This window comes from Neptuniibacter sp. 2_MG-2023 (assembly GCF_030547495.1).
In the GTDB taxonomy this organism is placed as follows: Bacteria; Pseudomonadota; Gammaproteobacteria; order Pseudomonadales; family Balneatricaceae; genus Neptuniibacter.
Map to the genome: position 1 here is coordinate 142,011 of NZ_JAUOQC010000001.1, position 24,478 is coordinate 166,488.

The following is a 24,478-nucleotide window of genomic DNA, read 5'->3' on the forward strand; positions in this document are numbered from 1 at the left end:
TAATTACCATCTTTGCCTGATTCAATCACGCTTAAAAATAAAAACAACTAACAGCATCCGGAACATTACAATGACTTTCATTCTAACCCCCGTCATTCGACTGATGGATAGACTGCCTTATCTATACAAATTCATCTTGGTTAGCACTGTATTTACGCTTCCTCTCGCCCTACTTTGTACTGTCCAAATTCAGTATTTACGAACCGATATTACCGACACACAACATAGAGCCATCGCTATAAAAAAGCTCAATACTAACTATCAATTACTAAAAGCGTTTACAGATTATAGAGACCTGCGATTTACTATTGGCTTCGTAAACCAGCCACTAAAACCGAAAAAAGAGCAACAGCTCGCTGAGCTAAGAAAGATAATAACCACACAGCTTATACCTGAATCTGACCTCGCGAATTTATGGCAAAAAATAGATACCTCACAGTTTTCAACATTGAACTTAGATATTGAAAACCGCTTCCAATATTTTAATCAGTTAAGTCAATCATTAGTCAAAATAAGTGAAGAAGAAAGCTTTAACTCAGGTATCACTCGCGATCTAGATACTCGAATCTATATCATCTTAAGAGCACTACTTGAAGATATCCCCACAACCCTAGAAAACATTGGCGCCACACGAGATTATGCAGGACATGGGCTGTCCACCGGCTATCTTGGTTCAGCAGCACTCGATCATTTAAACCAACTTTATGATCACTTACAAAAAAGCGCCGTGTCATTAAACGCAATCACAGAAAAACTAGAGAACCTTCAGGATATTGACCCACAATTAGTTGAATTAAGTCGCCAATCTCACCAAGCACTCCTCCATTTTGCTGATCGTCTTGATCGAGATATTATTGTTGGCGAAAATATGGAGCAGTCTTGGGAAACCTTTTTTAACGCGTCCAGTCAGGATCTCGAACATATCTTCCACTTTTCTGATCTAGCCCTCGGCTATGCATCACATATATTAAAAGAACGCCTCGAAGTACAAAAACGACAGTTATATAGCTTAGTCGCTGCCATCTCTTTAATTATTCTTTTAGCTGCCTACTTTTATCTTGGATTTAATATTTCAGTACAAAGAAATATGAAACAAGTCCTCAATGCAGCAAAGCAAATAGCCCAAGGGGATTTAACAACGACCATCGACTTACAATCTAAAGACGAAATGGCACAACTGAGTAATCAATTTAATGAGATGAGACAGCGGATTCATATTCTAATTGAGCAACTAAAACATACTGCAAGCAGTGTCGAAGAACAGTCAAAAAGCTTAGATACAACCGCTTACAACTCTAGCCAATCAGCTCAGCAACAAAAACGACAAACCACAGAGATGTCATTAATTATTACTGAAATGTCCGCTTTAGCTGAAAAAATCAGTTACGAAGTCAATAACGCCTCCGCGGAAGCCTCTCAAACCAATGAATTAGCATTCAAAAGCCATGTACAAGTCCAAAGCGCATTAGATCAAATTGAGCAACTATCAGCGCATTTAAGTAAATCAAGCCAATCAATTGACCAACTGGCCGCAAAAAGCACCAATATAGTTAAAGTGCTAGATGTGATCAAAGGCATTGCCGAGCAGACCAACTTACTCGCACTGAATGCGGCAATAGAGGCCGCCCGAGCAGGTGATAAAGGAAAGGGCTTCGCCGTCGTGGCCGATGAGGTGCGAAACTTAGCTCAACGAACTCACAGCTCTACTGAAGAGATTGAGTGTATGCTGAACGAATTCAAAAAAGGGATAGATAGCGCCGTGGTTGTTATGGAGAACAGTGCAAAAAAAGCAGAACAAACAGCAGCGCAATCAAAATCAATAGGTACAGCCTTACATGAGATAACAGAATCAATCTCTACCATTTCAAAAATGAACGATCACATCACTCTGTATGCAGAGGAGCAATCAGAGAACGCTCAAAATATTGAACTCGGCATTTCACACGTAAACAAGGCAAGTGAACTCACGGCTCAAGGAGCTGATGAGACAGCAAAAGCATGTAGCCAAATGAGCGACCTGTCTAATAAATTAAACAGCGTCATTACTACCTTCAAACTATAAATTTCAGGTATAAAAAAGCCCGCTTAAAAGCGGGCAAAATAACAGGATGTAACTAATCAATTTCAATAAGTGTATGTAGGTACCGATAAACGGTTGGAATGAGAAGAGCTCAGTAACTTTTTAACCGCCGCTACAGCAACCGCTATAGCACCAACAAAAGCCTCACTACGCTGCTCTTTGGCTAGAGCCATGTAATATGCAGTATCTACATCACCACAAGCATTAAGACGTACTGACATTTCAAATTCGTTATTCACACATACACCAAATTAAATCAACAAAACAATTAAAAGAAGCCCCGCTGCTCGAACAAATAAATTCATCAAATCTAAGCTACAAATAAAAATAAGTTACTGTAACTAAAGATAAACAGATCACTTGTTGATTAACGATGTTGTACATACTAAAGTCTACCAAGGACATTAACAAACGACAGTTTTTCACCAAATAGATGAATTTATCTCATCTATAGGAGTTTCCTATCAGACGCCTTCCTCCTCTTAATGCCCTGCGCAGCTTTGAAGCAGCCGCCCGTGCAGGCAGTTTCCACAAAGCGGCAGAAGAGCTATTTGTGACACCTTCTGCTGTGAGCCATCAAATAAAGGCTCTTGAATCCTTCTTAGGCGTCCAGCTATTTGAACGTATTAAACGACGTGTAGCGCTTACACCACCCGGCGAACGATACCTTCTTGCTATTCAATCAGCTTTAGATGAAATAGATGAAGCGACAAAAAAAATAGTCACGGTTCCCAACTCAAATATTGTTAATTTAAGTGTTGCACCAGCTTTTCTAACTCGTTGGTTAGTGCCAAGAATTAATCACTTCCAATCACTCAGCCCTGATGTGGAGCTTCGATTAACTGCATCAATGAGCCAGATCGATTTTCGCTACAGCGATATGGATATGGCCGTGTTTTATGGTGATGGCAACTGGCCTGATCTCCACTACCATCTATTACGCAACGTACACTTAGTACCGGTATGCAGCCCTAAGCTTTTAGAGGGAAAGCCTCCAATAAAATCAGCTGAGGATCTTCTACAGCACACACTTATCCACATATCTAAACGGGATACCGAGTGGCAATCTCTGCTGGAACAAAACGGCGTTAATGAAATAGAGAATACACGGGGCATGACGTTTTCCAGTACATCACTAGCATTAGGTGCAGCTATGGAAGGCTTAGGTATCACTTTGGCTGACCGCGGCCTTGCAGAACGGGAACTGGAATATGGACAACTCATTTGCCCACTGGATATATCCTTAGATACACAAAAGTCGTTCTACTTAGTTTATCAAAAAGGACGCCCTCTAACGGAGAGCATGCAAGCCTTTAGAGATTGGATTCTCGATGAGATGCAAACGGAACAGCGCTCACTACAACAACTGTAAAGATCTTTATATATGCTTGGCATAAACCGACCGGTTTTATGGTCGGACACAACAACTAACACAGATTCAAGAACAGATTGTTGCATTTCTCAACACTATAAAGCGTTGTGAGCGCTATGCATCCCGTTACAATAGCATCTACAATTTTTTAGGGACGATAATAATAATGCCTATGCTTAATAAATCCTATTTCACTTTCTCGGTTGCCATATTAACCGCACTACTCTCTCTATCCTCTTTCGCTAAAGGGTTACCAGCAGAAGTTATCACTGTAGCCAACTCTATTTTAGATAAGAAAATATCTGCGGTAGGCAGTTTGAGAGCGAACGAATCGGTAATGTTGCGCCCTGAACAAAGTGGACGAATTGAGGAAATTCTCTTTGAAGAAGGCGAAAAGGTAGAGCAAGGCAAACCATTATTTAAACTAGATAGTTCAGTTTACATTGCAGAACTTAAATCAGCACAAGCTAGCGTGCAGTTAAGCCGTGTAGATTATGAACGCGCCAAAAGTCTACTGAAGAAAAAAGTCGGTTCCGCCCAAGATAGAGACAGTACTTTAGCGCAACTACGCGTAGATCAAGCACACCAAGCACTAGCTCAAGCTAAACTAGATAAAATGACAATAAAAGCGCCTTTTACCGGCTATACAGGTTTAAGGCTGGTAAGCCCTGGTGATTTTGTCGACCAAGGCGAAAATCTAGTTAGATTGACTGACTACAGCAAATTAAAACTGGACCTTAAATTCCCTGAAATCTATCTCTCAGAGCTAAAAAATGGCCGCATACTCGAAGTTAATGTCGATGCATTACCAGGTGAAGTGATTAAAGGTAAAGTGACAGCCGTATCACCTAGCTCCGATAACAGCGCCCATAATATAGAGATCCGCGCAGAGATCGCCAATGATGAAGGTAAACTAAGACCTGGGCTTTTTGCACAAGTTTCACTACTTGTCGATCAACAAGAAACCGTGGTTGTACCTGAACAAGCCATTATTCCTTCAGACGGAGAGTTCTTTGTGATGACCGTCACAGAAGAGCATACCGTCGCAATGACACCGATTAAAATGGGCCAACGACGCCCAGGCGTTGTCCAAATCATTGAAGGCCTTACAGCCGGTGACATTCTTATTATTGCAGGGCAGATAAAGCTCAAACACGGCATGCCTGTGACCCCTATCTTTGTTGATGGTAGTCAAAAAGAAACAACAACCGATAAACAGGGCTAATCCATTATGGTTCTTTCAGAGATCAGTATAAAACGCCCTGTATTAGCAACAGTAATGAGCCTGTTAATTTTACTTATCGGCTTTATTTCGTATGACCGTTTATCTATACGTGAATACCCAAAAATAGATCTGCCCGTTGTTACAGTTGAAACAAACTACCCTGGGGCAAGCGCATCAATTATTGAAACCCAAGTCACACAGATTATTGAAGACTCCCTGTCCGGTATTGAAGGGATCGATTTTATGAATTCGATCAGCCGCACAGAAAAATCCCAGATTAGTATCACCTTCAATATTGACCGCGAACCTAATGCCGCTGCGGCCGATGTTCGTGACCGGGTAAGTCGAGTTACTGGGCAGCTGCCGGATGATATAGACCCACCGATCGTTACCAAAACAGAAGCCGATGCACAGCCTATTATCTGGTTAGCCTTTAACTCAGATAGGCACGATATGATGGAAGTCACAGAGATAGCAGATCAACGCGTAAAAGATCAGCTACAAACCGTCTCTGGTGTCGCGAATATCAGAGTAGTCGGTGAACGAAAGTACTCCATGCGTATCTGGCTAGACCCTGCACGCATGGCCGCTTACAAGGTTATTCCTAGTGATATTGAAACAACCTTAAGCCACCAAAATATTGAGATACCCGCCGGTCGGATTGAAAGTAAAGAGCGAGAATTTACCCTATTAGCTAAAACTGACGTAAACGATGTCGAAGCATTTAAACGGCTTATTATTCGTAACGTTGATGGTTATCCTGTCCGTATACAGGATGTTGCTCGTGTGGAAATCGCCCCAGAAAACATTCGCCGAATCACTCGCTACAAAGGTGAAAATGCAGTCGCATTAGGGGTCGTCAAACAATCGACCGCCAACCCCCTTGATGTTTCAAAAGGGATTCGTGCAACACTCGAACGGGTAAAACCGACCTTACCAGAAGGTATGAATGTTGAGGTTGCCTATGATTCCTCTATTTTTATCGAAGAATCAATCAAGTCCGTCTACCAAACCTTAATACAAGCAGGCATCCTCGTCATACTGGTGCTTCTATTCTTTTTAAGAAATATTCGGGCCACACTTATTCCGGTTGTAACGATTCCATTATCACTCATCGGCGCCTTAGCCATGATGTATTGGATGGATTTCAGTATTAACACATTAACCCTACTGGCTCTCGTACTGGCAATAGGACTCGTTGTCGATGATGCCATCGTTATGCTGGAAAATATCTACCGCCACGTAGAGGAAGGTTTACACCCTATTCAAGCAGCCTTTAAAGGCGCAAAAGAGATCGGATTTGCCGTACTAGCTACTACGATTGTCCTTGTAGCCGTTTTTGCCCCCGTTGCCTTTTCTGAAGGGCGTACAGGAAAGCTCTTTACTGAATTCGCGCTAACACTTGCAGGAGCGGTAGTCGTATCGACCTTTGTCGCGCTGACCTTATCGCCGATGATGTGTTCACGTCTGCTTAAACATGAAAAACGCCACTCTGCATTTTTCAATTTAATTGAAGGTTTTCTTAATTGGATCACCCATAGCTATCAAAAGCTATTGGGGAAACTGCTCAAATCCCGTCTATTAGCTTTACTTATTATGGGATTAAGCTTTGCCGGTGCTGCCTTCTATTATCAACAACTTCCACAAGAATTAGCACCTTATGAAGATCGGGGTACGATCCTTAACTTCGCCCTAGCACCAGACGGTTCATCTGTAGATTATATTGATCGCTATACTCGCCAGATCGAAGCAACAATCAGCAAAACACCTGAAACTGAACGCTACTTTACCGTTGTCGGGTTCCCTTCAGAAACTAACGCGCTGGTATTCCAAGGCCTTAAACGCTGGGAAGATCGAGATAAGAAACAACAAGCAATAGTGCAGGAGCAAACGCCTAAGCTTTTCGGCGGCATTCCAGGCATTATGAGCTTCTCGCTTAACCGCCCATCCCTTGGACAGAGCTTTATCTCTCGCCCTGTAGAATTCATCGTCAAAACAAACGGGACTTATGAAGATTTAAAAAACATTACCGATCAATTAATGGCTAAAGTTCATGAAAACAAAGGCTTTGCCCAACCAGATTCCGATCTAAAACTCAACAAACCTGAACTACAGATAGATGTAAAACGCGACAAGCTGTCTGATATGAATGTCGATATTTCTGACTTAGGTCGAACCTTAGAAAGCTATATGGCTGGTCGTGAAGTGACACGTTTTAAGCGTCTTGGTGAGCAGTATGAAGTCATAGTTAAAGCGGCTGATGAACAACGCCGCGACCCCAGTGACTTAACAGACCTTTATATGCGCACAAATGACGGTGATATGGTCCAGTTATCCAACTTAGTGGAAATCAATGAAACCGTCGCTCCACGTGAGCTCAACCATTTTGATAAAGTTAAGGCGGTTAAAATACAAACACAGCTAGCCCCCGATTATAGCTTAGGGGAAGCCCTCGCCTTTCTTGAAAAGGAGCTAGGGGAAATTGCACCGCAAGCATCTTATGACTATACCGGCTCCTCTAGAGAGTTTAAAACGTCTAGCAGTAGCATGCAGGTGACCTTTGTATTGGCGCTAGTTGTTGTATTCTTGGTACTTGCTGCTCAATTCGAGAGTTTCAAAAATCCAATGATTATTATGCTATCTGTACCGCCTGCAATCTTTGGTGCTTTGTTTGCGTTACACTACAGCGGCGGCTCTTTAAGTGTATATAGTCAGATAGGCCTTATCACCCTAGTCGGTTTGGTCACTAAACATGGTATTTTGATCGTTGAGTTTGCCAATCAGTTACAAGATCAAGGCAAAACACTTCAAGAATCAATTTTAGAAGCAGCGTCTTTACGCTTACGCCCAATTTTAATGACAACAGGCGCAACCGTATTAGGCACATTCCCTCTGGCCTTTGCCTTTGGTGCGGGCGCCGAATCACGACAACAAATAGGTTGGGTTATTGTCGGCGGGATGACATTTGGTACACTGTTGACATTATTCGTAATTCCAACAGTTTACAGTTACTTAGGTAAGCGAACTTTTAAAGAAGTTCAACCTGAACAGGTTTAAGGACATTCACTCCATGAAAATCACACAACTTTTCCAAATTTCGTGCCTGACATTAGCAGTAAGCTCAGTGCTCGCAACATCAGTCAATGCTGGACAGTTGGCTGATATTTATCAACTTGCACTCAACAATGATCCGCAATTAAAAGCGGCTGAAGCTGCCTACAATGCGGAAAAAGAGATAGAAATACAAAGCCGCGCGTCTCTTTTACCTAGCTTAAGCTTAAGTGCAAACACCACATCAATTGATTCAGATACAGCTAATTACAACAACCATGGTTATACCTTAGCGCTGACGCAACCAGTTTTTAACGCCGCCTCATGGTTTACGTTTAAACAAGGTAAAGTGTTATCACAACAGGCGTCTCTTCAGTTTGATGTTGAGCAGCAAAACCTGATCAGCCGCACCGTTGAAGCTTACCTAAGCGTGCTTCGCGCAAAAAGCGATCTGCAAACATCAGAAGCGCAAGAACGTGCAATCAAACGTCGTTTGGATCAAGTAAACGCTCAGTTTGAAGTTGGCTTAATTGCAAATACGGATGTGCAAGAAGCACAAGCTTCATACGACAATGCGCGCGTAGCTAGAATAGCTGCTGAAGGTGATCTAGATAATAGCTATGAAGAGCTTGCAAGGCTCACAGGCACAGGCTTTGAGGTTATTGCACAACTTTCCGATGATTATCCGATTGAAGAGCCTACCCCCTCACAAGCAAAACCATGGCTAGATAAAGCCATGAGTAGCAACCTGACACTTAAAGTAGCCAGCCTAGCTACAGAGTCTGCACGACGTGCAGCTCAAGCGGGTCATGCAGGCCATTATCCAACCTTAAGCCTGAGCGCTAGTTATGACTATGATGATGGTACTTCATCAACAGACTATGGAATAGACACAAGTTCCATTGGCCTAACCCTTTCTGTTCCTTTGTATTCTGGCGGTTCAGTCAGTTCCAAATCAAGAGAATTAGAGCAACGCCTTGTTCAAGCGCAATTTAATCAAGATGATACTTTGCGAGCGGTCACTCAATCAACACGTAGCCTTTTACGTGACCTTCGTACCGGTGCATTAAGTGTTAGGGCCCTGAAACAAAGTATTAAATCTAGCGAAATTGCCTTACAAGCTACAGAAGAGGGCTACAACGTAGGTACACGAAATGTTGTAGACGTGCTTCAAGCTGAGCAACAGCTTTATACATCCAAAAGGGACTACGCGACAGCACGCTTTAACTTTGTGCAAAACTTGATCACCTTCAAACAACAGATCGGCACCCTAAGCCCTGAAGATATCAATGAGCTAGACCGTTGGTTAGAGTAAGAACTGCTTAGCTTCTCTCAGCTAGGCTTTGGGCGGCTTCCCAGCCTTGGATTGCCGCCTTACGCTCTATACCCCAGCGATAATTACCTAAGTCACCGCTCTCACGAATAACTCGGTGGCAAGGGATCAAAAAACCAATATTATTGGACGCGACAGCAGTCCCCACCGCCCTCGATGCTTTTGGGGAACCGATCATCGTTGCTAACTGAGAATATGAGATCAACTCCCCTTCCCCTATATTAAGCAGCGCCTCCCACACCTTTAGCTGAAAATTGGTCCCTTTTAACACTATCTGTAATGGCTGTTTTTTACCTTTTGGTTGAAATATTTGATCTATATATTTCGCGGCGCCACTATCATCACGCAAGAAAGATGCTCTACTCCAACGCTTCCCTAGAGCCCTCTCGACATCAGGTTCCGGACACTGACAAAATGCCATATGACAGATACCACGGCTCGTCCAAGCAATATACGCTAATCCAAAAGGCGAAAGCGCATAGCCATGAGAAATGAGTAATCCAGCCCCTAAAGATTTAATTTCACCGGGTGTCATCGCTTCACAGCTAATCAGTAAATCATGTAACCGGCTAGGGCCGGATAAACCTAGCTCATGAGCCGTATCTAATACGCTTCGTGATTGAGCAAGGGATTGCTTAGCTCTCTGTTTGGTCAAGAACTGAACAAACCTTTTAGGTGATACGCCGGCCCAACGACTAAATATCTTTTGCAGGTGATGCTCACTAATGCCAACATAAGCAGCTAGATCAGGTAACGATGGCTGTTCTTCAGCATGCTCACAAAGAAAATGGATAGCTCGCTCAATACGAAGATAGTTGGTCGTGCTTTCTGCAAAATTATTAGCCATTTTTTACCTGCTATTGATTAGCTATCTAACCCTCAACGGGTATTAGACCCAGAAATTGCGCTACAGTATCCAACTTCATAATAAATAGCCTCTACACCAAGATACAACAACGTAGAAAGGCCAAAAATATATTTTATGGGGCCTATGTCACAACAACCACCCGTTTCTTGTCATATACCTATAAAAAACAACCGTATAAAAACCACTTTCCTAGTCCAAGCTCATCTCGAAAAAAAACTACTTCTAATATTTGAGTAAACTTTCTGCAATCTACTCAAAACAAACTAAACTTATATAGATATAACTATAAAAAAGTTCATCGAGGCAGCCCCAACCATTCAGCTAAACCTTTTTAACTAAATGATGCGAGCATATGAACCCAGGACAAAACAACATTAAGGCCTACTTCTACTTTCTGGGGTTCTTTGTGATATTCATAGCATTTGCCATCACATCCACATATTCCTACCTACAATACTCTCAAATTAGAACAGAGTTACTCACAGCAACCCAAAATAACGACCGTCAACTTAATGCGGCTATGGAGATGCGTGTAGCCGTTAGAGAACGGGCTATATTGCTTTGGCGCATGACCTTACAAACAGATTATTTTGAAAGGGATGAAGCCCTACAGCAGTTCTATAATCATGGCTCAAACTACCATAAAGCCAGAATGGCGATATTAACATCACAGTTATCATCCGAAGAAAAAAGCTTAATGGAGGTACTCGATAAAGAAACAACAAAACGAGCCCCTATTTTACGAGCATTTGCAGATAGGCTCTTACTCGCTGAGGAAAATACTGAGCACACACAATCACTCAATCAAACATTAACTGATCAAATTATAGTAGCCGATTTATTGGATAGCATGATCGCCCTACAGCAATCTCAAAATGAATATGCCCGTTATCATTCAGCTGAAGAGATATCAGATTTAGTCTCCACGCTGATTATGTTTATGGTTCTTATCATCACCGGTGGTTTTATGTTTGCCACTTACGTCATTATGACCACTACTAAGCAAAGCCAACAGCTAGCAAAGGTGAATGATAGACTCGAACATTTAGCCTGCCACGATAATCTCACTGGCTTACCTAATCGTATGTTTTTACTTCAGCAACTAGAGCGTTTACTTTCCCTAGTCCATCGTAAGAAAAACTTAGCTGCTATTATGTTTATCGACATTGATAATTTCAAAAGCATCAACGATACGTTTGGTCATGATTTTGGGGATCAATGCCTAAAAAGTTTAACTAAAAACATGATAAGCGTGCTCCGCGGCTTCGATATTTTAGGACGCTTAGGCGGCGATGAATTTTTAGTTCTCATCAACGAAATTGAATCCCCCAACCAAACAGCGATTATTGCTCATAAATTACTTGAGATTTTAGATACACAATATACGGTCAAGAATGACACTATTTCTATCTCGGCCAGTATTGGTGTCTATATTCTCTCCGACCAAACAGAAAGCTCCAAAGAAGCAATTATCTTGGCAGATCGAGCGATGTACCAAGCTAAAGAGTCGGGTAAAAATCGTTTTGTCATCATCTGAACAACCATCTAACAAGTTGAGCCACAGGTATTATTGTTCATTATCCTAAAGCTGCTAAAATTGCGCTCCTGTTTATTTAGGTGCTGATCATGTCTGAAATTTCCTCGCTTACAGAGTTACTTCGCCAAAGTGGCGGTCAATTCCGATTCTTTGATATGGGCCGTCGGGTGCAGAAATTTTCCATTGAACAATTTGAGAAGATTGAAAACCAGCAAACCCCTTATCCGTACCCTTACCTACAACATGCCTGGGTCGCATTGATGGTATGGAATCCTAAAGATAAACAGCAAGGTGCTGCATGGTTTCTAAAACTCCCCTTAGATGAGCAAGGTTTTCTAATTCAAGCGGTGCGCGATGATCTGCTTTCAAGGTTGCTAAAAAATGCTGGCGGGGTAATGCAGCATGAAAAGAGCGGTGAAGTACCAGAAGACGCGCTTAAAGATAACCCTTTCTCGTTTAAACCTGACCAAGAAAAAATGGCGCTCTTCCATGCTTACTCTACACTGACCTCAAGCGACCCGGCCTCTCAGTATTTTGAACAGGCACAACAATACTTTTCAGGACAGATGGGGTTTGATGATTGGCAATCTCTAGGCTTCCAAGGTATTGCTGATTTAGTTGTTCGTCATCAAAACGGTAATAACAGCAAAATACTGACGAAATCTATTCCCCTCTTGCCAGACGTTCCGTTTGAGGTGCTCTGCACTTGCCTAGAAAGTATTGAGCCAGACCACAAACTTTATGAAGCCCTTTGCCTACGCGCAGAACAAACACTGGCAAAAGGTACCGCTAATGCTAATCACATTGCGGCACTCACACGTGGACTATCGAATGGCCCCAACGGTGCCCGTAAGATGGCGTTAATTAAACAGATAGTCACAAGTGAATACGCACTTGAGCCGGAAGTGATTATTGCCGTAGCAACCCGTTGTCATGAATGCTTACAAGATCCAGCTATTCTGGCCATATTTCTGGAAAAATTAGCTATAGGGAAAGGCGGCCAAAACGGTTTTTCAAGGATACTATCAGATCTGATGTTTATGCCTGCACTACGAGCACTCATTCTAATGCAGTTCCGTAATGAAGATAGGAGCCCTGAATTAACGACCGCCATAGGCGAAATGTTTGGAACTAATTTCAGTTAATCGTCGACGTAAAAGAACCAACTAAAGATAACTAATCGTACTTAGACTTAAGCGGTTAGTTATCCTCACGTATGCTGTAAAGCTTGGCTAATTTCCCGAGTTCTTACAAATGTTTGCTGAATAATTAAAGCATCATTGCTGGCACGGTGACGGACGATATTCAGCTCCGTCTCAACCTCTTGTTTAACCTGATGCCAGATATCCATTTGGGGCTCAGATAAGATCATATCTAAAGCACTTACTCGGAACTGCATCGGCATACCTGCACGATAAAACAACTTGATTAACCAAGTTTGATCAACCACCCAACCATCGCTGTAGACCGTTTGATTATAAAGTTTATGATTAAGCTCACTAGCAACCTGTTCAACAGATGCACCCGACTGAATTAGATCAGTACGCGGTATTTTATGATGCTCTTCCGCCTCTTCGCTCCAATGTAACCAATCATCTTTGGGGCGAATCAAACTACAATATCGTGTGCCATCAGAAAGCACAAAGCCTACTTCAATGGGGTAGCTATCAACGCCAAAGCCAGAGGCTTCTAAGTCTATTATATTAGGACACTTAAGCTGTGCGATAAGTAGAATGCTCCAAAAAAAACAAGTTACTAACCTAACGTTAACATAAGATAGGCTGATAAGAACCCTGTAATTAACCTTCACTAACCTCGGCCAATTGCCGCCGATATTCCCTGGGTCAACCTTAAAAGATCCGCAGCTGACATCTCTATCTCTAACCCTCGTTTACCTGCACTCATATAAATAGTCTCATACTGATCTGCGGAGCTATCTAGCACTAGAGGCAAACGTTTTTTCTGTCCTAAAGGGCTTATCCCACCTACAACATAACCGGTTGCACGCTCTGCATCTTGCGGCTGTGCCATAGCTACTTTCTTAACCTTTAAGGCACTTGCTATCGCCTTAAGATCTAACTGTCCAGATACAGGAACAACCCCTACCGCGAGACGTTTATTGTCGCCATTTAGCTCCACCAGCAAGGTTTTAAACACCCGTGCAGGATCAATATCTATCGCCTCAGCCGCTTCGGTACCATATGACGCAGCGTTTGGGTCATGTTTATACTCATGCACTTGATGGGGCACGTTTGCTTTAATGGCTATATCGATAGCTGGGGTCATAACAAAACCTAACAACACATAAAAAATGACTTTAAAGCGGCTTGCTCTTTTATGGAAAGCGTCGCTAACTATTCTGTCGTTCGAATAAGGAGATCAGCAAGGTCGATTATATCCACAATAGTACCTTCACCTTTGCTGACTCGAATTATTTTATCTTTTAGTTTAATAATTTCTGTCGCAGTACGCTCTCTAGATAATCGAGATAAAAGGGACTCTGGTAGATAGGTTGATTGGTACCTTAACTCGACATCCAACACCTCTCCCCGCGCAACTTTCTTCTGCCAACCCGGAGGTAACTCGCCTCCTCTTTCTAACTTTTTACGCAACCCCTTAGGCAGCTCTTTTTTCTTCCCCCACTGTTTACCTGTATAAGGGTGGGCATCCGACTCCGCATACCGATAATAATCTAAGATGGTTTTCCGCTCAGCAGTAGAAAAAAGGCCCTCTAAAATTGTCTCGGCTTCACTCACAAGTGAGTCAGCATTAAGGCCCGTTTTATCCTCATGTACATGGGACGATTTATAATCTGCCTTATTCTCTTTTTTCCCTGCCCATTCAGGCTTTGCCCCATAACTATTAATGGGCAACAAAACAAAAACCAAAATACCTACACTCAGTGATCGCATGATTTTTTTCATAGTTATAAACCTATTTCCTACTAATGTTAGAACCTTCGTTCGCCCTATTCACCACCGATACCTATATCGGTTTTACAAAGGCCAAAGAAGATCAACGCACCTCGGCCAACGGGAATTACTCAGTTTAATCTTAGGTTCGACAAGATTTATCGCTCCTTAAGCATCCAGATCAATACCATTCATCTCAGCTTGGGCACCCTCGATGTTTGCCGCAAAGGCTGAAGCACTGACTCTAACCCATTGATCCGGATATCCAGCATCAACTCCATCAACGAGCCTAACTCCCCGTGGGGAAACCCTTTCTGGGCAAACCACAATAGATACTCTTCGGGTAGATCTAGCAGCACGCGGCCTTGATATTTACCAAATGGCATCTTCATATTGGCCAACTTAAGTAGATGTTTCTTCTCTAAATCCAAAACTTATCTCACATCTCATCGATTATCCCTCTGTTCATCGCTGAACTGAGATATTATTCTTGTTTACAGGTTTCTAAATCACATCGGGTTAGAGTAATGTCTGACAACATAGAATATCAACCTATTCATTGTGCTTTATATGACGGATTTGAGCTCGCATGTATGCGGAAAGAGGTACACAAGCTCACATGGTCAGATCAGGGCCAAACGTATACCCTCAAATTACGGTGTTTAAACCTACAATGTGAGCAGGGTGCGGAGTATCTTATTGCAGAAAGCCAAGAGCAGACAGCTTACAAAATCCGATTAGATCACATTACCAGTACACTACCCTATTAAGCGTTAAGGATAATATCAGTGCCAAACACGCAATTAAGTACCATCAATATTTTCCCCGTAAAATCGATGGCAAACGTTTCATTATCCTCAGCTTTCGTCGGTGAGTCCGGTTTAGCCTTTGATCGCCGATTTATGCTGAGTACCCCAACGGGAGAGCTGTTATCCGCTCGACAAATCCCAGAGCTACTACACTACCAAGCACTTATTATAGATGACGGCATAGTCGTCATCTCTCCTGATGGGGATCGTATTAGCCTCCACTACCCTGAGCTATTTCAAAATTATCGTCAGGTTACTGTATGGGGAACAGAAATTAATGCGCAACACTGTGGACTTCAATTTGATGAATGGTTTACAGACAAATTAGGACAAGCATGCCAACTCCTTTATTTTGGTGAACAGTCCGAACGATACACCTCACGCCACCCAAACAAACCTGTCGCTTTTGCCGATGGTTATCCTTTATTGCTAATTTCCGAGGCTTCGTTAGCTGATCTAAATAGCCGTAGTACAAGCCCCTCCATCATGGATCAGTTTCGTGCAAATTTAGTCGTCCGTAATTGCGCAGCGTTTGCCGAAGATAGTTGGAAACGTATCCGTATAGGGGAGGTAGAGTTTGAAATCGTTAAACCTTGCTCCCGCTGCGTCATGACCACTTATGAGTTAACCTCTCTCAACCCTATAGACAAGGGCGAACCTATTAAAACTCTTGCGAACTATCGCAGGGGCGATGATAACGAAGTCTATTTTGGGCAAAACCTTATCCCCTTAAATGAAGGTCAGATAAGACAGAACGACAAAGTTGAAATACTCGAGATGAAAACAGCTGAACAGTATCCCAATAATGCCCCTATTATTAATAAAGATATGACCTTAACTACGCAAGGAGCTAGTAACTTAACTACTTGGAAGTCAGACCAAGCACTTAACTTAACTTGCGTTGCCAAAGTAGATGAAACCCCTGATGTCACAACACTTCGCTTTCAATTACCCGCAGGTTACCAAGCAGAATACATAGCTGGGCAGTTTATAACGCTAAAAATAACTATAGGAGAGGTAAGGGTTTCCCGCTGTTACACTCTGTCCTCTTCCCCTTCGAGACCAAGTGATATAGCTATCACCGTTAAACGAGTGAAGGGTGGCCAGGTCTCTAACTGGCTACATGACCACCTTACAGACGGTGATAAAATCACGGCACTAGCTCCGCAAGGCGAGTTTAATGAAAGAGTTATATCCCATGAACTACCTGTTGTTTTACTGTCGGCAGGTAGCGGGATTACTCCGATGCTATCCATTGCGCGTTCACTCACAGATAAACATTCTAAGCGGGAGATTCTCTTTTATCATCAAGCCCGTACAGAAGCAGATCTAATCTGCAAAGATGAATTACTCTGGCTAGCACAGCAAAATCCACGCTTGAAACTGATTTTCAGCCTAAGTCAGCCAGACGAAAAATGGAGCGGAATAAAAGGGGGAATCAGTCAGGAGCAAATAAAACTACTTGTCCCTAATATAGAACAGCGCACGATTCTCTGTTGCGGCCCAGAAGGCTTTATGACAAAAGCAAAAGCGCTATGTCTGCAACTAGGCCATAAAGAAGCGAATTGGTATGAAGAAAGCTTTGGACAACCACCCAGTTTATTAGCTCCCCCACCATTCCTTGAAGAAGTTGAACTCTCCATTAATGGTCAAAGCTTCTCTGGCGACAATCAAACAAGCTTATTAGATCAAGCAGAAGAAGCCGGTATTTTTATCCCTTCAGGCTGTAGAGCGGGAGTATGTGGCGCCTGTAAAGTTACCTTAATCCAAGGCGAGGTAGAACGGGACTCTGAAATTCCATTAAGCGAAAAAGAGATAGAGCAAGGAACTATTCTCGCCTGTAGTTGCATTCCTAAATCAGACTGCACTATCAAATTTTAAACAAAAAAAACCGGCTAATAAGCCGGTTTTTTAGAATTTGTTAATTGAAATTAAGCAACTTTCAATTCAGTAACTTTTTTAGCAGCTTCTTCAGCTAGCTCAGTTACTTTTTTACCAGACTCTTCAACAGTTGCAACGTAAGCATCTTTAGCTTCAGTCATTGCAGCAACGCCTTTTTCAGCAGTTTCTGTCATTTTAGCTTCTACAGACTTATAGAATTTAACCTGTAGGTCTAGAGCAGCTTTAGGATCTTTGCATTCGCACAAAGTTTTGAACTGTTCAACAGAAGCATTAGCTAGTTCTTCAACGTATGCTTTCTGAAGTGAAACCAAAGTTTCAACAGTCTTAGTGTTTACTTCAACTAAGCTCTGCATTGGTTTGAAAAGATCAGCCATCTCTTTAGTAAGTTCAGGTTTGAAAAAATCAGCAAAAGGGTTAGCAGCGTTCATATTTATATCTCCAAATGTTATTCATGCTGCAGTGCAGCAATCCATTACAGCTAAGATACGACTTGCACGATTTTTAGTCAAGTGTTTTTTTGTGCAGTGCACAAAAAAATTTCTATCGGCAACTTTTAGCCAAAAAACGATCTAACTGGTTAGCAAACGCCTGACGATCAGATTGATTAAAAGTGTTAGGACCACCCGTATCAACACCAGAGTTACGTAGAGTTTCCATAAAATCTCTCATCGATAACCGCTGTTTGATATTTTCAGGAGTGTAAAGCTCTCCACGGGGATTAATAGCAACACCCTTTTTATCAATCACTTCAGATGCCAAAGGAATATCTTGCGTAACGACCAAATCCCCCTCTTCCATCTTAGCCACAATGTGGTTATCCGCTACATCAAATCCCTGCGGTACTTGAACCGCATTGATCAACGGCGATGGAGGTGTAGCCATATACTGATTAGCTACTAAAGTCATTGATACGTTTTTTCGTTCAGCCGCGCGAAAAAGAATCTCTTTGATTACTTTTGGACAAGCATCGGCATCAACCCAAATATGCATAGATATCCTCTGTCAAAAATAGAATAAAGTTCCATCATGACAATAATACTTCAATCGGGATTACCCGATAAGAAATATACTAATAAATTTGGATCAAAACCCAAATAGCTACGCTGACTTAGCCATAATCCTCGATTGAGTTTATTCCTCAATAACGCACCACAAAAAACTGAAAAGCACCTAAAGCGTGCACCCGGCTTCTAAAAAACCATTAAATTGCCCCACTATAGTTCCTTCAACTTAAAGATAACGCCCGAAAAATGAGCATCGCAAGGCAGAAGGTTATTTATGGCTTAACTCTTGCAGAACTAACCAAGGGGACTGGAATTTTTGAGGAAAAAGCATGTTGCTATTATCTTTTGGCTATTCACTACTAAGCAAAGTATCACTAAAAACGTCAGGTCTTCTATTACTTTGCTGCTGGCTTTTAGTGGTAATCTCCCAAGCATACGACATCAAATCAGCCTTGTGGGCTTTAATCCCCCTGAGCTACTTACAAATCAGCTTTATATATATGTGCCAGCAGCGCTGGAGCAACCTTGCATCGGTTATTCATGCTTTCGCGAATCAAGACCTGCAATTTCGTGAACAACACTCCAGTAGCGACAAACCTCTAAGAGACTTAACACAAAGCCTTTATAGCGTTTCACGTAATTACGAAGAGCTAAATGATCTATCAAATCAGCTTTGCAGCGAGATGAAGTTTTCTACGCACGAATTGGAAAATCTGGCGACACATACAGCCGATGCAGCATCTGAACAACAAAACCAGTTATTAACCGTTGCAAGCGCCTCAGAAGAGATGAGCCAAACGGTACACATAATTAGAGAACACATACAAAAAACACATAGTAACGCCCAGAGCTCCCAATCCTTATGCATTAAAGGAAGCGAAGAGGCCCAACAACTCAGCCACTCAATAACCGATGTTCGTACCCAATTTTCTGAAGCTGTAACTAAAATAAACCAACTAACCAACGAAGCTGAAGCTATACAAGCATTTGTCAGTACAATCGAGAAGGTTGCAGCGCAAACCAACCTACTAGCCTTAAACGCAGCGATAGAAGCAGCACGTGCGGGCGAAGCAGGAAGAGGATTCGCCGTCGTCGCCGATGAAGTCCGCCTACTCGCGGGTAGTACCGAAAAAGCGACAGGAGATATCACCCAATTAGTAAGCTCCATGCTTAATCGCGTTGGTGAAGTTACAACAAGCATGGATAGCTGTGAAACAATGCTTAATACTGGATCTGATACATGTACTCATATGCTCGATCTTTTACAGGCAATTGAAGACGGCAGCAACACCAGCTTAGAACTCATAAGCGAAGTTAACCATTCAATCGATGAACATGCCTCAGCCAGTAATGAACTCAGTGAGAAGCTTACTAATATAGGTATGCTTCTACAGCAACATAGCGAACAGGCTAGCTCCTTGACGGAATTAACAGGGTATCTTGAAAAGTTAGCCGAAAAATCTGTTCAAAAGGAGCCTACAAAATGATCGAAGCAAGTATGATCGAAGCCAGCATTTTCGGCGCTCTTTTAATTATTATGCTCAGCGTCAATTTCTATCATCGTAACAAACTGGCCAAACGACGAGCAGCCAAACGGCAACGGGGCATCAACCAGCTCTCTCAAATATTAGAGCTTATGCAAAAGATGCAACGTCATCGTGGTCTGTGCGCGAACTTACAACAGAATCAGTCAGAACAGCATAGATTAAGCCAAGAAATCGACGCCCTCTGGTCTCCCCTCTTAAAAAGCGATTATAGCGGTAACCCTACCCGTATAAGGCTCCAACATATTAATTGGCAAAAGATCAGTGCATCACCCGACAATAGCTTTATGCCCCATTGTCAGCTCATCGAAAAATTACTCCATGAGCTAACCGTGATTGCAGATACCTGCTCACTGACCGCGCAGGAAACTAATCATGACAATCAAAACCTCTGGCATAATGTGTTAAAACGCCCACAGTTTGCTGAATCACTCGGACGTTTAAGAGCCCTAGGCAACAAAGCAGCCTCTCTAGGCCAATGTCCAGCAGATGTTCGCGTGCAACTGCTCTATCAGCTACAAAACTTAGAAAGCACCCAATTGGATCGCTGCAATACAAGACAGATAGTGACACTAATTAATAATGAGATTCTTTCTCCAGAAAAAATACAGATAGAACCACGCATCTATTTTGACCAGCTAACCCTAGCGATTGATGAACAGTTAGCCATTACACGAGAGCATCTTAACCAGCTCAGCTAACAATACCATCTACTCCATATATAAAAGGGCCCCTCTAACCATATCAGAGCTGGCCCTTTTTATACCAACTGCCCTTTTCCTCTCTACTGCACTCCAATACAATCAACGCTAATTATAAGCGTTTAACGGATACTGCTATGCCTAAGGCTTCAGAATTAAAGAAAGGGATGGTCCTTGAAATCAACAATAACTACTACTCAGTTCACAGCATTGATGTTCGCAGCCCAAGCTCACGCGGTGCAAACACTTTATACAAAGTCCGTTTTAGCCAGTTACCCGGCGGCGGAAAGTATGAAGACACCTTTATCGGCAGTGATATATTAAAAGAGGTTCAGCTGGAGCGCCGTAGCTGCTCCTACCTCTACCGTGAAGATGACACATTCACCTTTATGGACAGTGAAGATTACAATCAGTATTTATTAAACTCTGCCGCCATTGAAGCACAGCTGCCCTACCTGCAAGATGGTATGGAAAATATCCAAGCAATGATGATTGACGGTGAAGTTCTTACCATCCAAATGCCCAGCAGTGTCGTACTTACTATAGCGGAGTGCGTTCCTGGGATGCAGGCGGCGAGTGCAACAGGCCGAACAAAGCCAGCCATTCTTTCAAATGGCTTGGAAGTTCAAGTACCTGAATACATTAAAGAAGGGGAAAAAGTAAAAATAAATACCGAAACCGGTAAATTTATGGAACGTGCATAACCCCTTAAATGACAAAAGGTAGAGTACCAAAATGACACAGCAACATACTCCCAAACGTATTGGCCAAGGCATGTGGATGATCACTTGGGTGTTACTGCTTGGCCTGCTCTACCTTTTCTTTGAAGATACCATCTCCCAGCAGTACAACCCGAATCAAAGCTTAGTCAGCGATAGCAGCAACGCAGAAGTAGTACTGCAGCGAAACCGTTCAGGCCATTATGTAGCGCCTGGCAAGATTAACGGCACAGCGGTTACCTTCCTCCTTGATACCGGTGCAACAACGATCAGCATTCCTGAAGCTGTTGCAGAAAAAATCGGCTTAACTAGAGGTTTTCGCTCTGAAGTAAGCACCGCAAACGGCAATATCTCGGTCTATAACAGCACACTCGATAGCGTGCAATTGGGAGGCATTAAACTATACGATATTCGTGGCCATATAAACCCTTATATGGACGGTGAGACCGTATTGCTAGGTATGAGTTTTATGAAACATCTTGAAATTACGCAAAAAGGCAATACGCTAACTTTACGACGTTAAGAGCTGCACTCACTAGCTTGGTATCGCTTTAGATGTAGCCAATTTCAACGCTAACCCAATAAATACCACGCCAGCTAGGCGATTCAGATACAGCTGAGCGACCGGTGAGCGATTAAGCCAATACCCCAAACCCGCCGCTAACATCGCGATAACACACAAAACAGCCAACGCCACCAACATAAAAACACCACCGAGCATAAAAACTTGCTGGGTAAACGCCCCCTTTTCCGGCACAACAAATTGCGGAAGAAAAGCCAGAAAAAAGATAGAAACCTTAGGGTTAGTGATATTCATAAGGATACCGCGACGGTATAAGGCACTTAGTGACAGAGCACCTCGGCGCGTTAATTCAACACTGTCAGCAGACGCTTGAAATGCACGCACAGCCAAATAAACAAGATAGATAGCCCCTATTACTTTCAACACAGTAAACGCTACAACCGATGTTTGGAAAATAGCAGCAACACCCAGCGCAACGGCTGAGGTATGGACAATCAAACCGGTACAAAGCCCTAAAGAAAGCATAATCCCCGCAGCCCGCCCATGAATTGCTGACTGAGTTAACACAAAAAGATTATCTGGTCCCGGCACAACCGCCAGTAGTGCTGAAGCCGTAATAAACATAATAATAGATTCGACAGGTATCACTACTGTTACTCCTTGTCAGCACAACAGACTAAGTCTTAATTTTCTTTAACAACCGCCATGATGCGCAATACCACTTCACGGAATTGACGCATTAACTGCTTCCGGCCTTGCCCCCGTTTTTCAAGCAACGCCCAACTTCTTTGCTGCATATTACGCTCCATAAGCAAGCGAAAATCATTATTCTGTAAGAAGATCTGCAACCGATTCTCTGACACCTTTTTCAGGAAAAGCAATAACAGCTTATGCAGGATATAAGCGCAACTTTCATAACTTCGATTATGGTAGCAAAACGCATCTAAATCGGACCAATCATGAGTGGTTAATTCAAACGGGCCTTCCCCATGCTGTAATAACCGACAAACGAGCGGTATATCCAAATCGATCAGATCATCGCTTAAACGGTAATTAATCTGCTCTAAAAACCGTTGCCGCAAGTGTTCCTGTAATGCTTTGGCCTCGGCGGAAAGAGCCACAATAACGACCGCTGCATGGCTACCGCTCACACTGTCTTTAGCTGTCCCTAATCGAACCGTTTCAAAACCATTACTTTGCCAATAACCCATAAGGTCTGTGCTGGCAGCAAAACTAGCCCCTAAATAATCCCACCCTTCAGCTTTAGCATATCTTTGGACTGCACTTAATAAGGTACTCCCCAACTGCTCTCGCTGAAGTACTGGATGGATAGCAACACGCATAATGCGCCCCGCCCTTAAATGGGCAGCCGCTTTAGCACCTTCCTGACAGACTAAGGTTTGCGGAAGTAGATGACCTCGTGGCCTGCGTTTTCCCGACCAGATATCATCAACTAATTCCGCGGGTAGAGGTCCCTCTTCTGCCACTAATACCGCCCCGGCAACGTTGTTATCTATTTTAAGTAGCCATATATGTAAATTAGGGCTATCTAGCAAAACACGTAGGTCACCTGGTGATGTACGATAATGAGCCAGTACCAGTAACCCAAATAACTGACCTAAAGTATCGTAATCCTCAATCAGCAGATCACGATCTATCTTTTCTATTACAGGTTGAATATTACGCGTCTGCTCAGCGCTATAGGCATCCAATAAAACGTGCTTATCAACCGCTTGCGCATTCAGTAACAACAGCTGAAACGTCAATGATTCCAGCGGATCCTGTGCTGACCAACGTATGGGCTGCTGAAGGTGAAGATTTTTCCAATTAGGGGCATCACGATCGAGTACTTTCTTAAATCGAACGCTAAATCCCTGCCCTGTGCCTTCATAACCATGAACCGTCGAGGCGAAGGCAATACGAGGAAAACGCTGTAGTAACTTCGACAAAATCGGCACGGGGATCGCTGCCGCTTCATCAACCAATAAAACCTGTCCTTCGCCCAACTCTCTCAATGCTAACTCAGGTTCTAAAAAACGTATCTGATGATCCCCGTTCTGCATTAAACCTTTACTGTATTGGTAATCCGGTAGGAGCTGATGAGCCCTACTAAAAACTTCATCTACAGCGGCATAATCTGGTGCAGTAATTAATACCTGTTTATAATCCAATCCCGACAATTGAGCTGCCGCAATACCTAAAGCAGCCGACTTCCCTCGACCTCGATCAGCAGTCAATACGGCGGGACGACGACCACGCCTAAACTGACTCAGAATCAGTTCAACGGCATGTTGTTGATCTACTGTTTTATTAGGCAGAATAGGATCATCATCGCCACGCATTTCATCAGAGATCAACACTTCGGGTAGTTCAATCTCTACACCCGCTAAGGTGTTTTTTTCACGATAGATGACCGTATAAGCATCATCTTCTAACAACATAACCACCCGAGAGATAAAACGGCGGCCCGCATCACTACTCTGATACGGATAAGCCACTATGCTTTTATGTTCCGGGTCATCATATTCAGGCCACTCATCTAAATCAGGGCAGACCAACACCAGCAAACTGCCCCCCGCCAATGCACCCGCTATTTGACCAAAACTATTCGGGTTAAAGCCATCCCAAGCATTAAACACAACAGAAGAGACTGTTTGCCCTAAAAGAAGATGAAGGTCAGAAGCATTAATATAGGGAGAAGTTTGAGAAGCTTTTCCTTGTAAAGAGAGCGATTCACCAATCCAAAGTAAATCCGGTAGGTTATTAAGATGCTGAGCTTGAATCCCACACCACGCTTTAGAACCACTAACCACCAGCAAACGACGATGATTATGCTGTTCTGCATCGTTCTGCAAGCGTGTAAATAGGGATTCAATGACAGCCATATATCTCTCTTAA

23 protein-coding genes are annotated in these 24,478 nt (G+C 42.8%); 13 read left to right on the forward strand and 10 right to left on the reverse strand.

Annotated elements, in window-relative coordinates; all coding sequences use genetic code 11:
* Positions 1-70 precede the first annotated feature (70 nt).
* Positions 71-2,062: a methyl-accepting chemotaxis protein gene (locus tag Q4486_RS00665; RefSeq protein WP_303517624.1), complete on the forward strand. Its 1,992-nt coding sequence runs from the start codon at positions 71-73 to the stop codon at positions 2,060-2,062.
* A 62-nt stretch (positions 2,063-2,124) separates the two neighbouring features.
* On the opposite strand, the gene Q4486_RS00670 is transcribed toward Q4486_RS00665, so the two are convergent.
* Complete coding sequence (locus Q4486_RS00670; RefSeq protein ID WP_067862011.1) at positions 2,125-2,319, reverse strand: RSP_7527 family protein; 195 nt, start codon at positions 2,317-2,319, stop codon at positions 2,125-2,127.
* A 224-nt stretch (positions 2,320-2,543) separates the two neighbouring features.
* On the opposite strand from Q4486_RS00670, the gene gcvA reads away from it, so the two are divergent.
* The 4 genes from gcvA (at position 2,544) to Q4486_RS00690 (ending at position 9,043) form a co-directional block, all read left to right on the forward strand.
* Positions 2,544-3,452 (forward strand): transcriptional regulator GcvA, encoded by a 909-nt coding sequence (gene gcvA, locus Q4486_RS00675; protein ID WP_303416597.1) that lies wholly within the window; start codon positions 2,544-2,546, stop codon positions 3,450-3,452.
* 166 nt (positions 3,453-3,618) lie between these two features.
* Complete coding sequence (locus Q4486_RS00680) at positions 3,619-4,677, forward strand: efflux RND transporter periplasmic adaptor subunit (RefSeq protein WP_303517627.1); 1,059 nt, start codon at positions 3,619-3,621, stop codon at positions 4,675-4,677.
* A 6-nt stretch (positions 4,678-4,683) separates the two neighbouring features.
* A complete protein-coding gene (locus Q4486_RS00685) occupies positions 4,684-7,734 on the forward strand; it encodes an efflux RND transporter permease subunit (RefSeq protein WP_303517629.1) in 3,051 nt (1,016 codons plus the stop codon).
* A 13-nt stretch (positions 7,735-7,747) separates the two neighbouring features.
* Positions 7,748-9,043 carry a TolC family outer membrane protein gene (locus Q4486_RS00690; RefSeq protein WP_303517631.1) on the forward strand — a complete coding sequence of 432 codons (1,296 nt, stop codon included), beginning with the start codon at positions 7,748-7,750 and terminating at the stop codon, positions 9,041-9,043.
* Between the two features lie 7 nt (positions 9,044-9,050).
* Here the strand turns inward: Q4486_RS00690 and Q4486_RS00695 are convergent, their stop codons facing one another.
* Positions 9,051-9,908, reverse strand: coding sequence for a bifunctional helix-turn-helix domain-containing protein/methylated-DNA--[protein]-cysteine S-methyltransferase (locus tag Q4486_RS00695; RefSeq protein WP_303517634.1), 858 nt, complete (start codon positions 9,906-9,908; stop codon positions 9,051-9,053).
* 427 nt (positions 9,909-10,335) lie between these two features.
* On the opposite strand from Q4486_RS00695, the gene Q4486_RS00700 reads away from it, so the two are divergent.
* A complete protein-coding gene (locus Q4486_RS00700; protein WP_303517636.1) occupies positions 10,336-11,466 on the forward strand; it encodes a GGDEF domain-containing protein in 1,131 nt (376 codons plus the stop codon).
* 89 nt (positions 11,467-11,555) lie between these two features.
* The gene (locus Q4486_RS00705; protein WP_303416457.1) at positions 11,556-12,611 is read left to right on the forward strand and encodes a DUF3549 family protein; all 1,056 of its coding nucleotides are present in this window, start codon (positions 11,556-11,558) and stop codon (positions 12,609-12,611) included.
* 65 nt (positions 12,612-12,676) lie between these two features.
* Here Q4486_RS00705 and Q4486_RS00710 read toward each other — a convergent pair whose 3' ends face one another.
* The 4 genes from Q4486_RS00710 to Q4486_RS00725 all read right to left on the reverse strand — a co-directional run bounded on the left by Q4486_RS00710 (position 12,677) and on the right by Q4486_RS00725 (position 14,809).
* Positions 12,677-13,276, reverse strand: coding sequence for a hypothetical protein (locus Q4486_RS00710; protein WP_303517639.1), 600 nt, complete (start codon positions 13,274-13,276; stop codon positions 12,677-12,679).
* Positions 13,276-13,752 carry a Cys-tRNA(Pro) deacylase gene (gene ybaK, locus Q4486_RS00715; RefSeq protein WP_303517642.1) on the reverse strand — a complete coding sequence of 159 codons (477 nt, stop codon included), beginning with the start codon at positions 13,750-13,752 and terminating at the stop codon, positions 13,276-13,278. The genes Q4486_RS00710 and ybaK overlap by 1 nt, the downstream gene beginning before the upstream one ends.
* A gap of 68 nt (positions 13,753-13,820) precedes the next feature.
* Positions 13,821-14,390: a hypothetical protein gene (locus Q4486_RS00720; protein ID WP_303517643.1), complete on the reverse strand. Its 570-nt coding sequence runs from the start codon at positions 14,388-14,390 to the stop codon at positions 13,821-13,823.
* A 179-nt stretch (positions 14,391-14,569) separates the two neighbouring features.
* Entirely contained in the window at positions 14,570-14,809 is a 240-nt protein-coding gene (locus Q4486_RS00725; protein WP_075109474.1) for a DUF3820 family protein, read from the reverse strand.
* Between the two features lie 96 nt (positions 14,810-14,905).
* Here Q4486_RS00725 and Q4486_RS00730 point away from each other — a divergent pair, with 96 nt between their 5' ends.
* Together Q4486_RS00730 and Q4486_RS00735 are read left to right on the forward strand one after the other, a co-directional pair.
* Positions 14,906-15,148 carry a Rho-binding antiterminator gene (locus tag Q4486_RS00730; protein WP_303517647.1) on the forward strand — a complete coding sequence of 81 codons (243 nt, stop codon included), beginning with the start codon at positions 14,906-14,908 and terminating at the stop codon, positions 15,146-15,148.
* 18 nt (positions 15,149-15,166) lie between these two features.
* A complete protein-coding gene (locus tag Q4486_RS00735) occupies positions 15,167-17,068 on the forward strand; it encodes a hybrid-cluster NAD(P)-dependent oxidoreductase (protein WP_303517648.1) in 1,902 nt (633 codons plus the stop codon).
* 50 nt (positions 17,069-17,118) lie between these two features.
* Here the strand turns inward: Q4486_RS00735 and Q4486_RS00740 are convergent, their stop codons facing one another.
* On the reverse strand, positions 17,119-17,517 hold the full coding sequence (locus Q4486_RS00740) for a phasin family protein (RefSeq protein ID WP_067862037.1): 399 nt from the start codon (positions 17,515-17,517) through the stop codon (positions 17,119-17,121).
* A gap of 112 nt (positions 17,518-17,629) precedes the next feature.
* Positions 17,630-18,079: a YaiI/YqxD family protein gene (locus Q4486_RS00745; RefSeq protein WP_067862039.1), complete on the reverse strand. Its 450-nt coding sequence runs from the start codon at positions 18,077-18,079 to the stop codon at positions 17,630-17,632.
* 343 nt (positions 18,080-18,422) lie between these two features.
* Between Q4486_RS00745 and Q4486_RS00750 the strand changes: the two genes are divergently transcribed.
* From Q4486_RS00750 to Q4486_RS00765, 4 genes are all read left to right on the forward strand, one after another.
* Complete coding sequence (locus Q4486_RS00750; protein ID WP_303416452.1) at positions 18,423-19,580, forward strand: methyl-accepting chemotaxis protein; 1,158 nt, start codon at positions 18,423-18,425, stop codon at positions 19,578-19,580.
* Entirely contained in the window at positions 19,577-20,338 is a 762-nt protein-coding gene (locus Q4486_RS00755; protein WP_303517650.1) for a hypothetical protein, read from the forward strand. Before Q4486_RS00750 ends, Q4486_RS00755 begins: the two co-directional genes overlap by 4 nt.
* A 137-nt stretch (positions 20,339-20,475) precedes the next feature.
* Positions 20,476-21,042 carry an elongation factor P-like protein YeiP gene (gene yeiP / locus Q4486_RS00760; protein WP_303416450.1) on the forward strand — a complete coding sequence of 189 codons (567 nt, stop codon included), beginning with the start codon at positions 20,476-20,478 and terminating at the stop codon, positions 21,040-21,042.
* A gap of 31 nt (positions 21,043-21,073) precedes the next feature.
* Positions 21,074-21,580, forward strand: coding sequence for a TIGR02281 family clan AA aspartic protease (locus Q4486_RS00765; RefSeq protein WP_303517652.1), 507 nt, complete (start codon positions 21,074-21,076; stop codon positions 21,578-21,580).
* 12 nt (positions 21,581-21,592) lie between these two features.
* Here Q4486_RS00765 and Q4486_RS00770 read toward each other — a convergent pair whose 3' ends face one another.
* Complete coding sequence (locus Q4486_RS00770; RefSeq protein WP_303517654.1) at positions 21,593-22,228, reverse strand: LysE family translocator; 636 nt, start codon at positions 22,226-22,228, stop codon at positions 21,593-21,595.
* A 35-nt stretch (positions 22,229-22,263) separates the two neighbouring features.
* Entirely contained in the window at positions 22,264-24,465 is a 2,202-nt protein-coding gene (locus Q4486_RS00775; RefSeq protein WP_303517656.1) for a tRNA(Met) cytidine acetyltransferase TmcA, read from the reverse strand.
* Positions 24,466-24,478 lie beyond the last annotated feature (13 nt).

Excerpts from the sequence above, each read along its gene's own strand:
- Q4486_RS00665 (WP_303517624.1), top strand. The coding sequence starts at position 71 with ATGACTTTCATTCTAACCCCCGTCATTCGACTGATGGATAGACTGCCT.
- Q4486_RS00680 (WP_303517627.1), top strand. The coding sequence starts at position 3,619 with ATGCCTATGCTTAATAAATCCTATTTCACTTTCTCGGTTGCCATATTA.
- Q4486_RS00685 (WP_303517629.1), top strand. The coding sequence starts at position 4,684 with ATGGTTCTTTCAGAGATCAGTATAAAACGCCCTGTATTAGCAACAGTA.
- Q4486_RS00690 (WP_303517631.1), top strand. The coding sequence starts at position 7,748 with ATGAAAATCACACAACTTTTCCAAATTTCGTGCCTGACATTAGCAGTA.
- Q4486_RS00695 (WP_303517634.1), bottom strand. The coding sequence starts at position 9,908 with ATGGCTAATAATTTTGCAGAAAGCACGACCAACTATCTTCGTATTGAG.
- Q4486_RS00705 (WP_303416457.1), top strand. The coding sequence starts at position 11,556 with ATGTCTGAAATTTCCTCGCTTACAGAGTTACTTCGCCAAAGTGGCGGT.
- ybaK (WP_303517642.1), bottom strand. The coding sequence starts at position 13,752 with ATGACCCCAGCTATCGATATAGCCATTAAAGCAAACGTGCCCCATCAA.
- Q4486_RS00720 (WP_303517643.1), bottom strand. The coding sequence starts at position 14,390 with ATGAAAAAAATCATGCGATCACTGAGTGTAGGTATTTTGGTTTTTGTT.
- Q4486_RS00730 (WP_303517647.1), top strand. The coding sequence starts at position 14,906 with ATGTCTGACAACATAGAATATCAACCTATTCATTGTGCTTTATATGAC.
- Q4486_RS00740 (WP_067862037.1), bottom strand. The coding sequence starts at position 17,517 with ATGAACGCTGCTAACCCTTTTGCTGATTTTTTCAAACCTGAACTTACT.
- Q4486_RS00745 (WP_067862039.1), bottom strand. The coding sequence starts at position 18,079 with ATGCATATTTGGGTTGATGCCGATGCTTGTCCAAAAGTAATCAAAGAG.
- Q4486_RS00750 (WP_303416452.1), top strand. The coding sequence starts at position 18,423 with ATGTTGCTATTATCTTTTGGCTATTCACTACTAAGCAAAGTATCACTA.
- Q4486_RS00755 (WP_303517650.1), top strand. The coding sequence starts at position 19,577 with ATGATCGAAGCAAGTATGATCGAAGCCAGCATTTTCGGCGCTCTTTTA.
- yeiP (WP_303416450.1), top strand. The coding sequence starts at position 20,476 with ATGCCTAAGGCTTCAGAATTAAAGAAAGGGATGGTCCTTGAAATCAAC.
- Q4486_RS00765 (WP_303517652.1), top strand. The coding sequence starts at position 21,074 with ATGACACAGCAACATACTCCCAAACGTATTGGCCAAGGCATGTGGATG.
- Q4486_RS00775 (WP_303517656.1), bottom strand. The coding sequence starts at position 24,465 with ATGGCTGTCATTGAATCCCTATTTACACGCTTGCAGAACGATGCAGAA.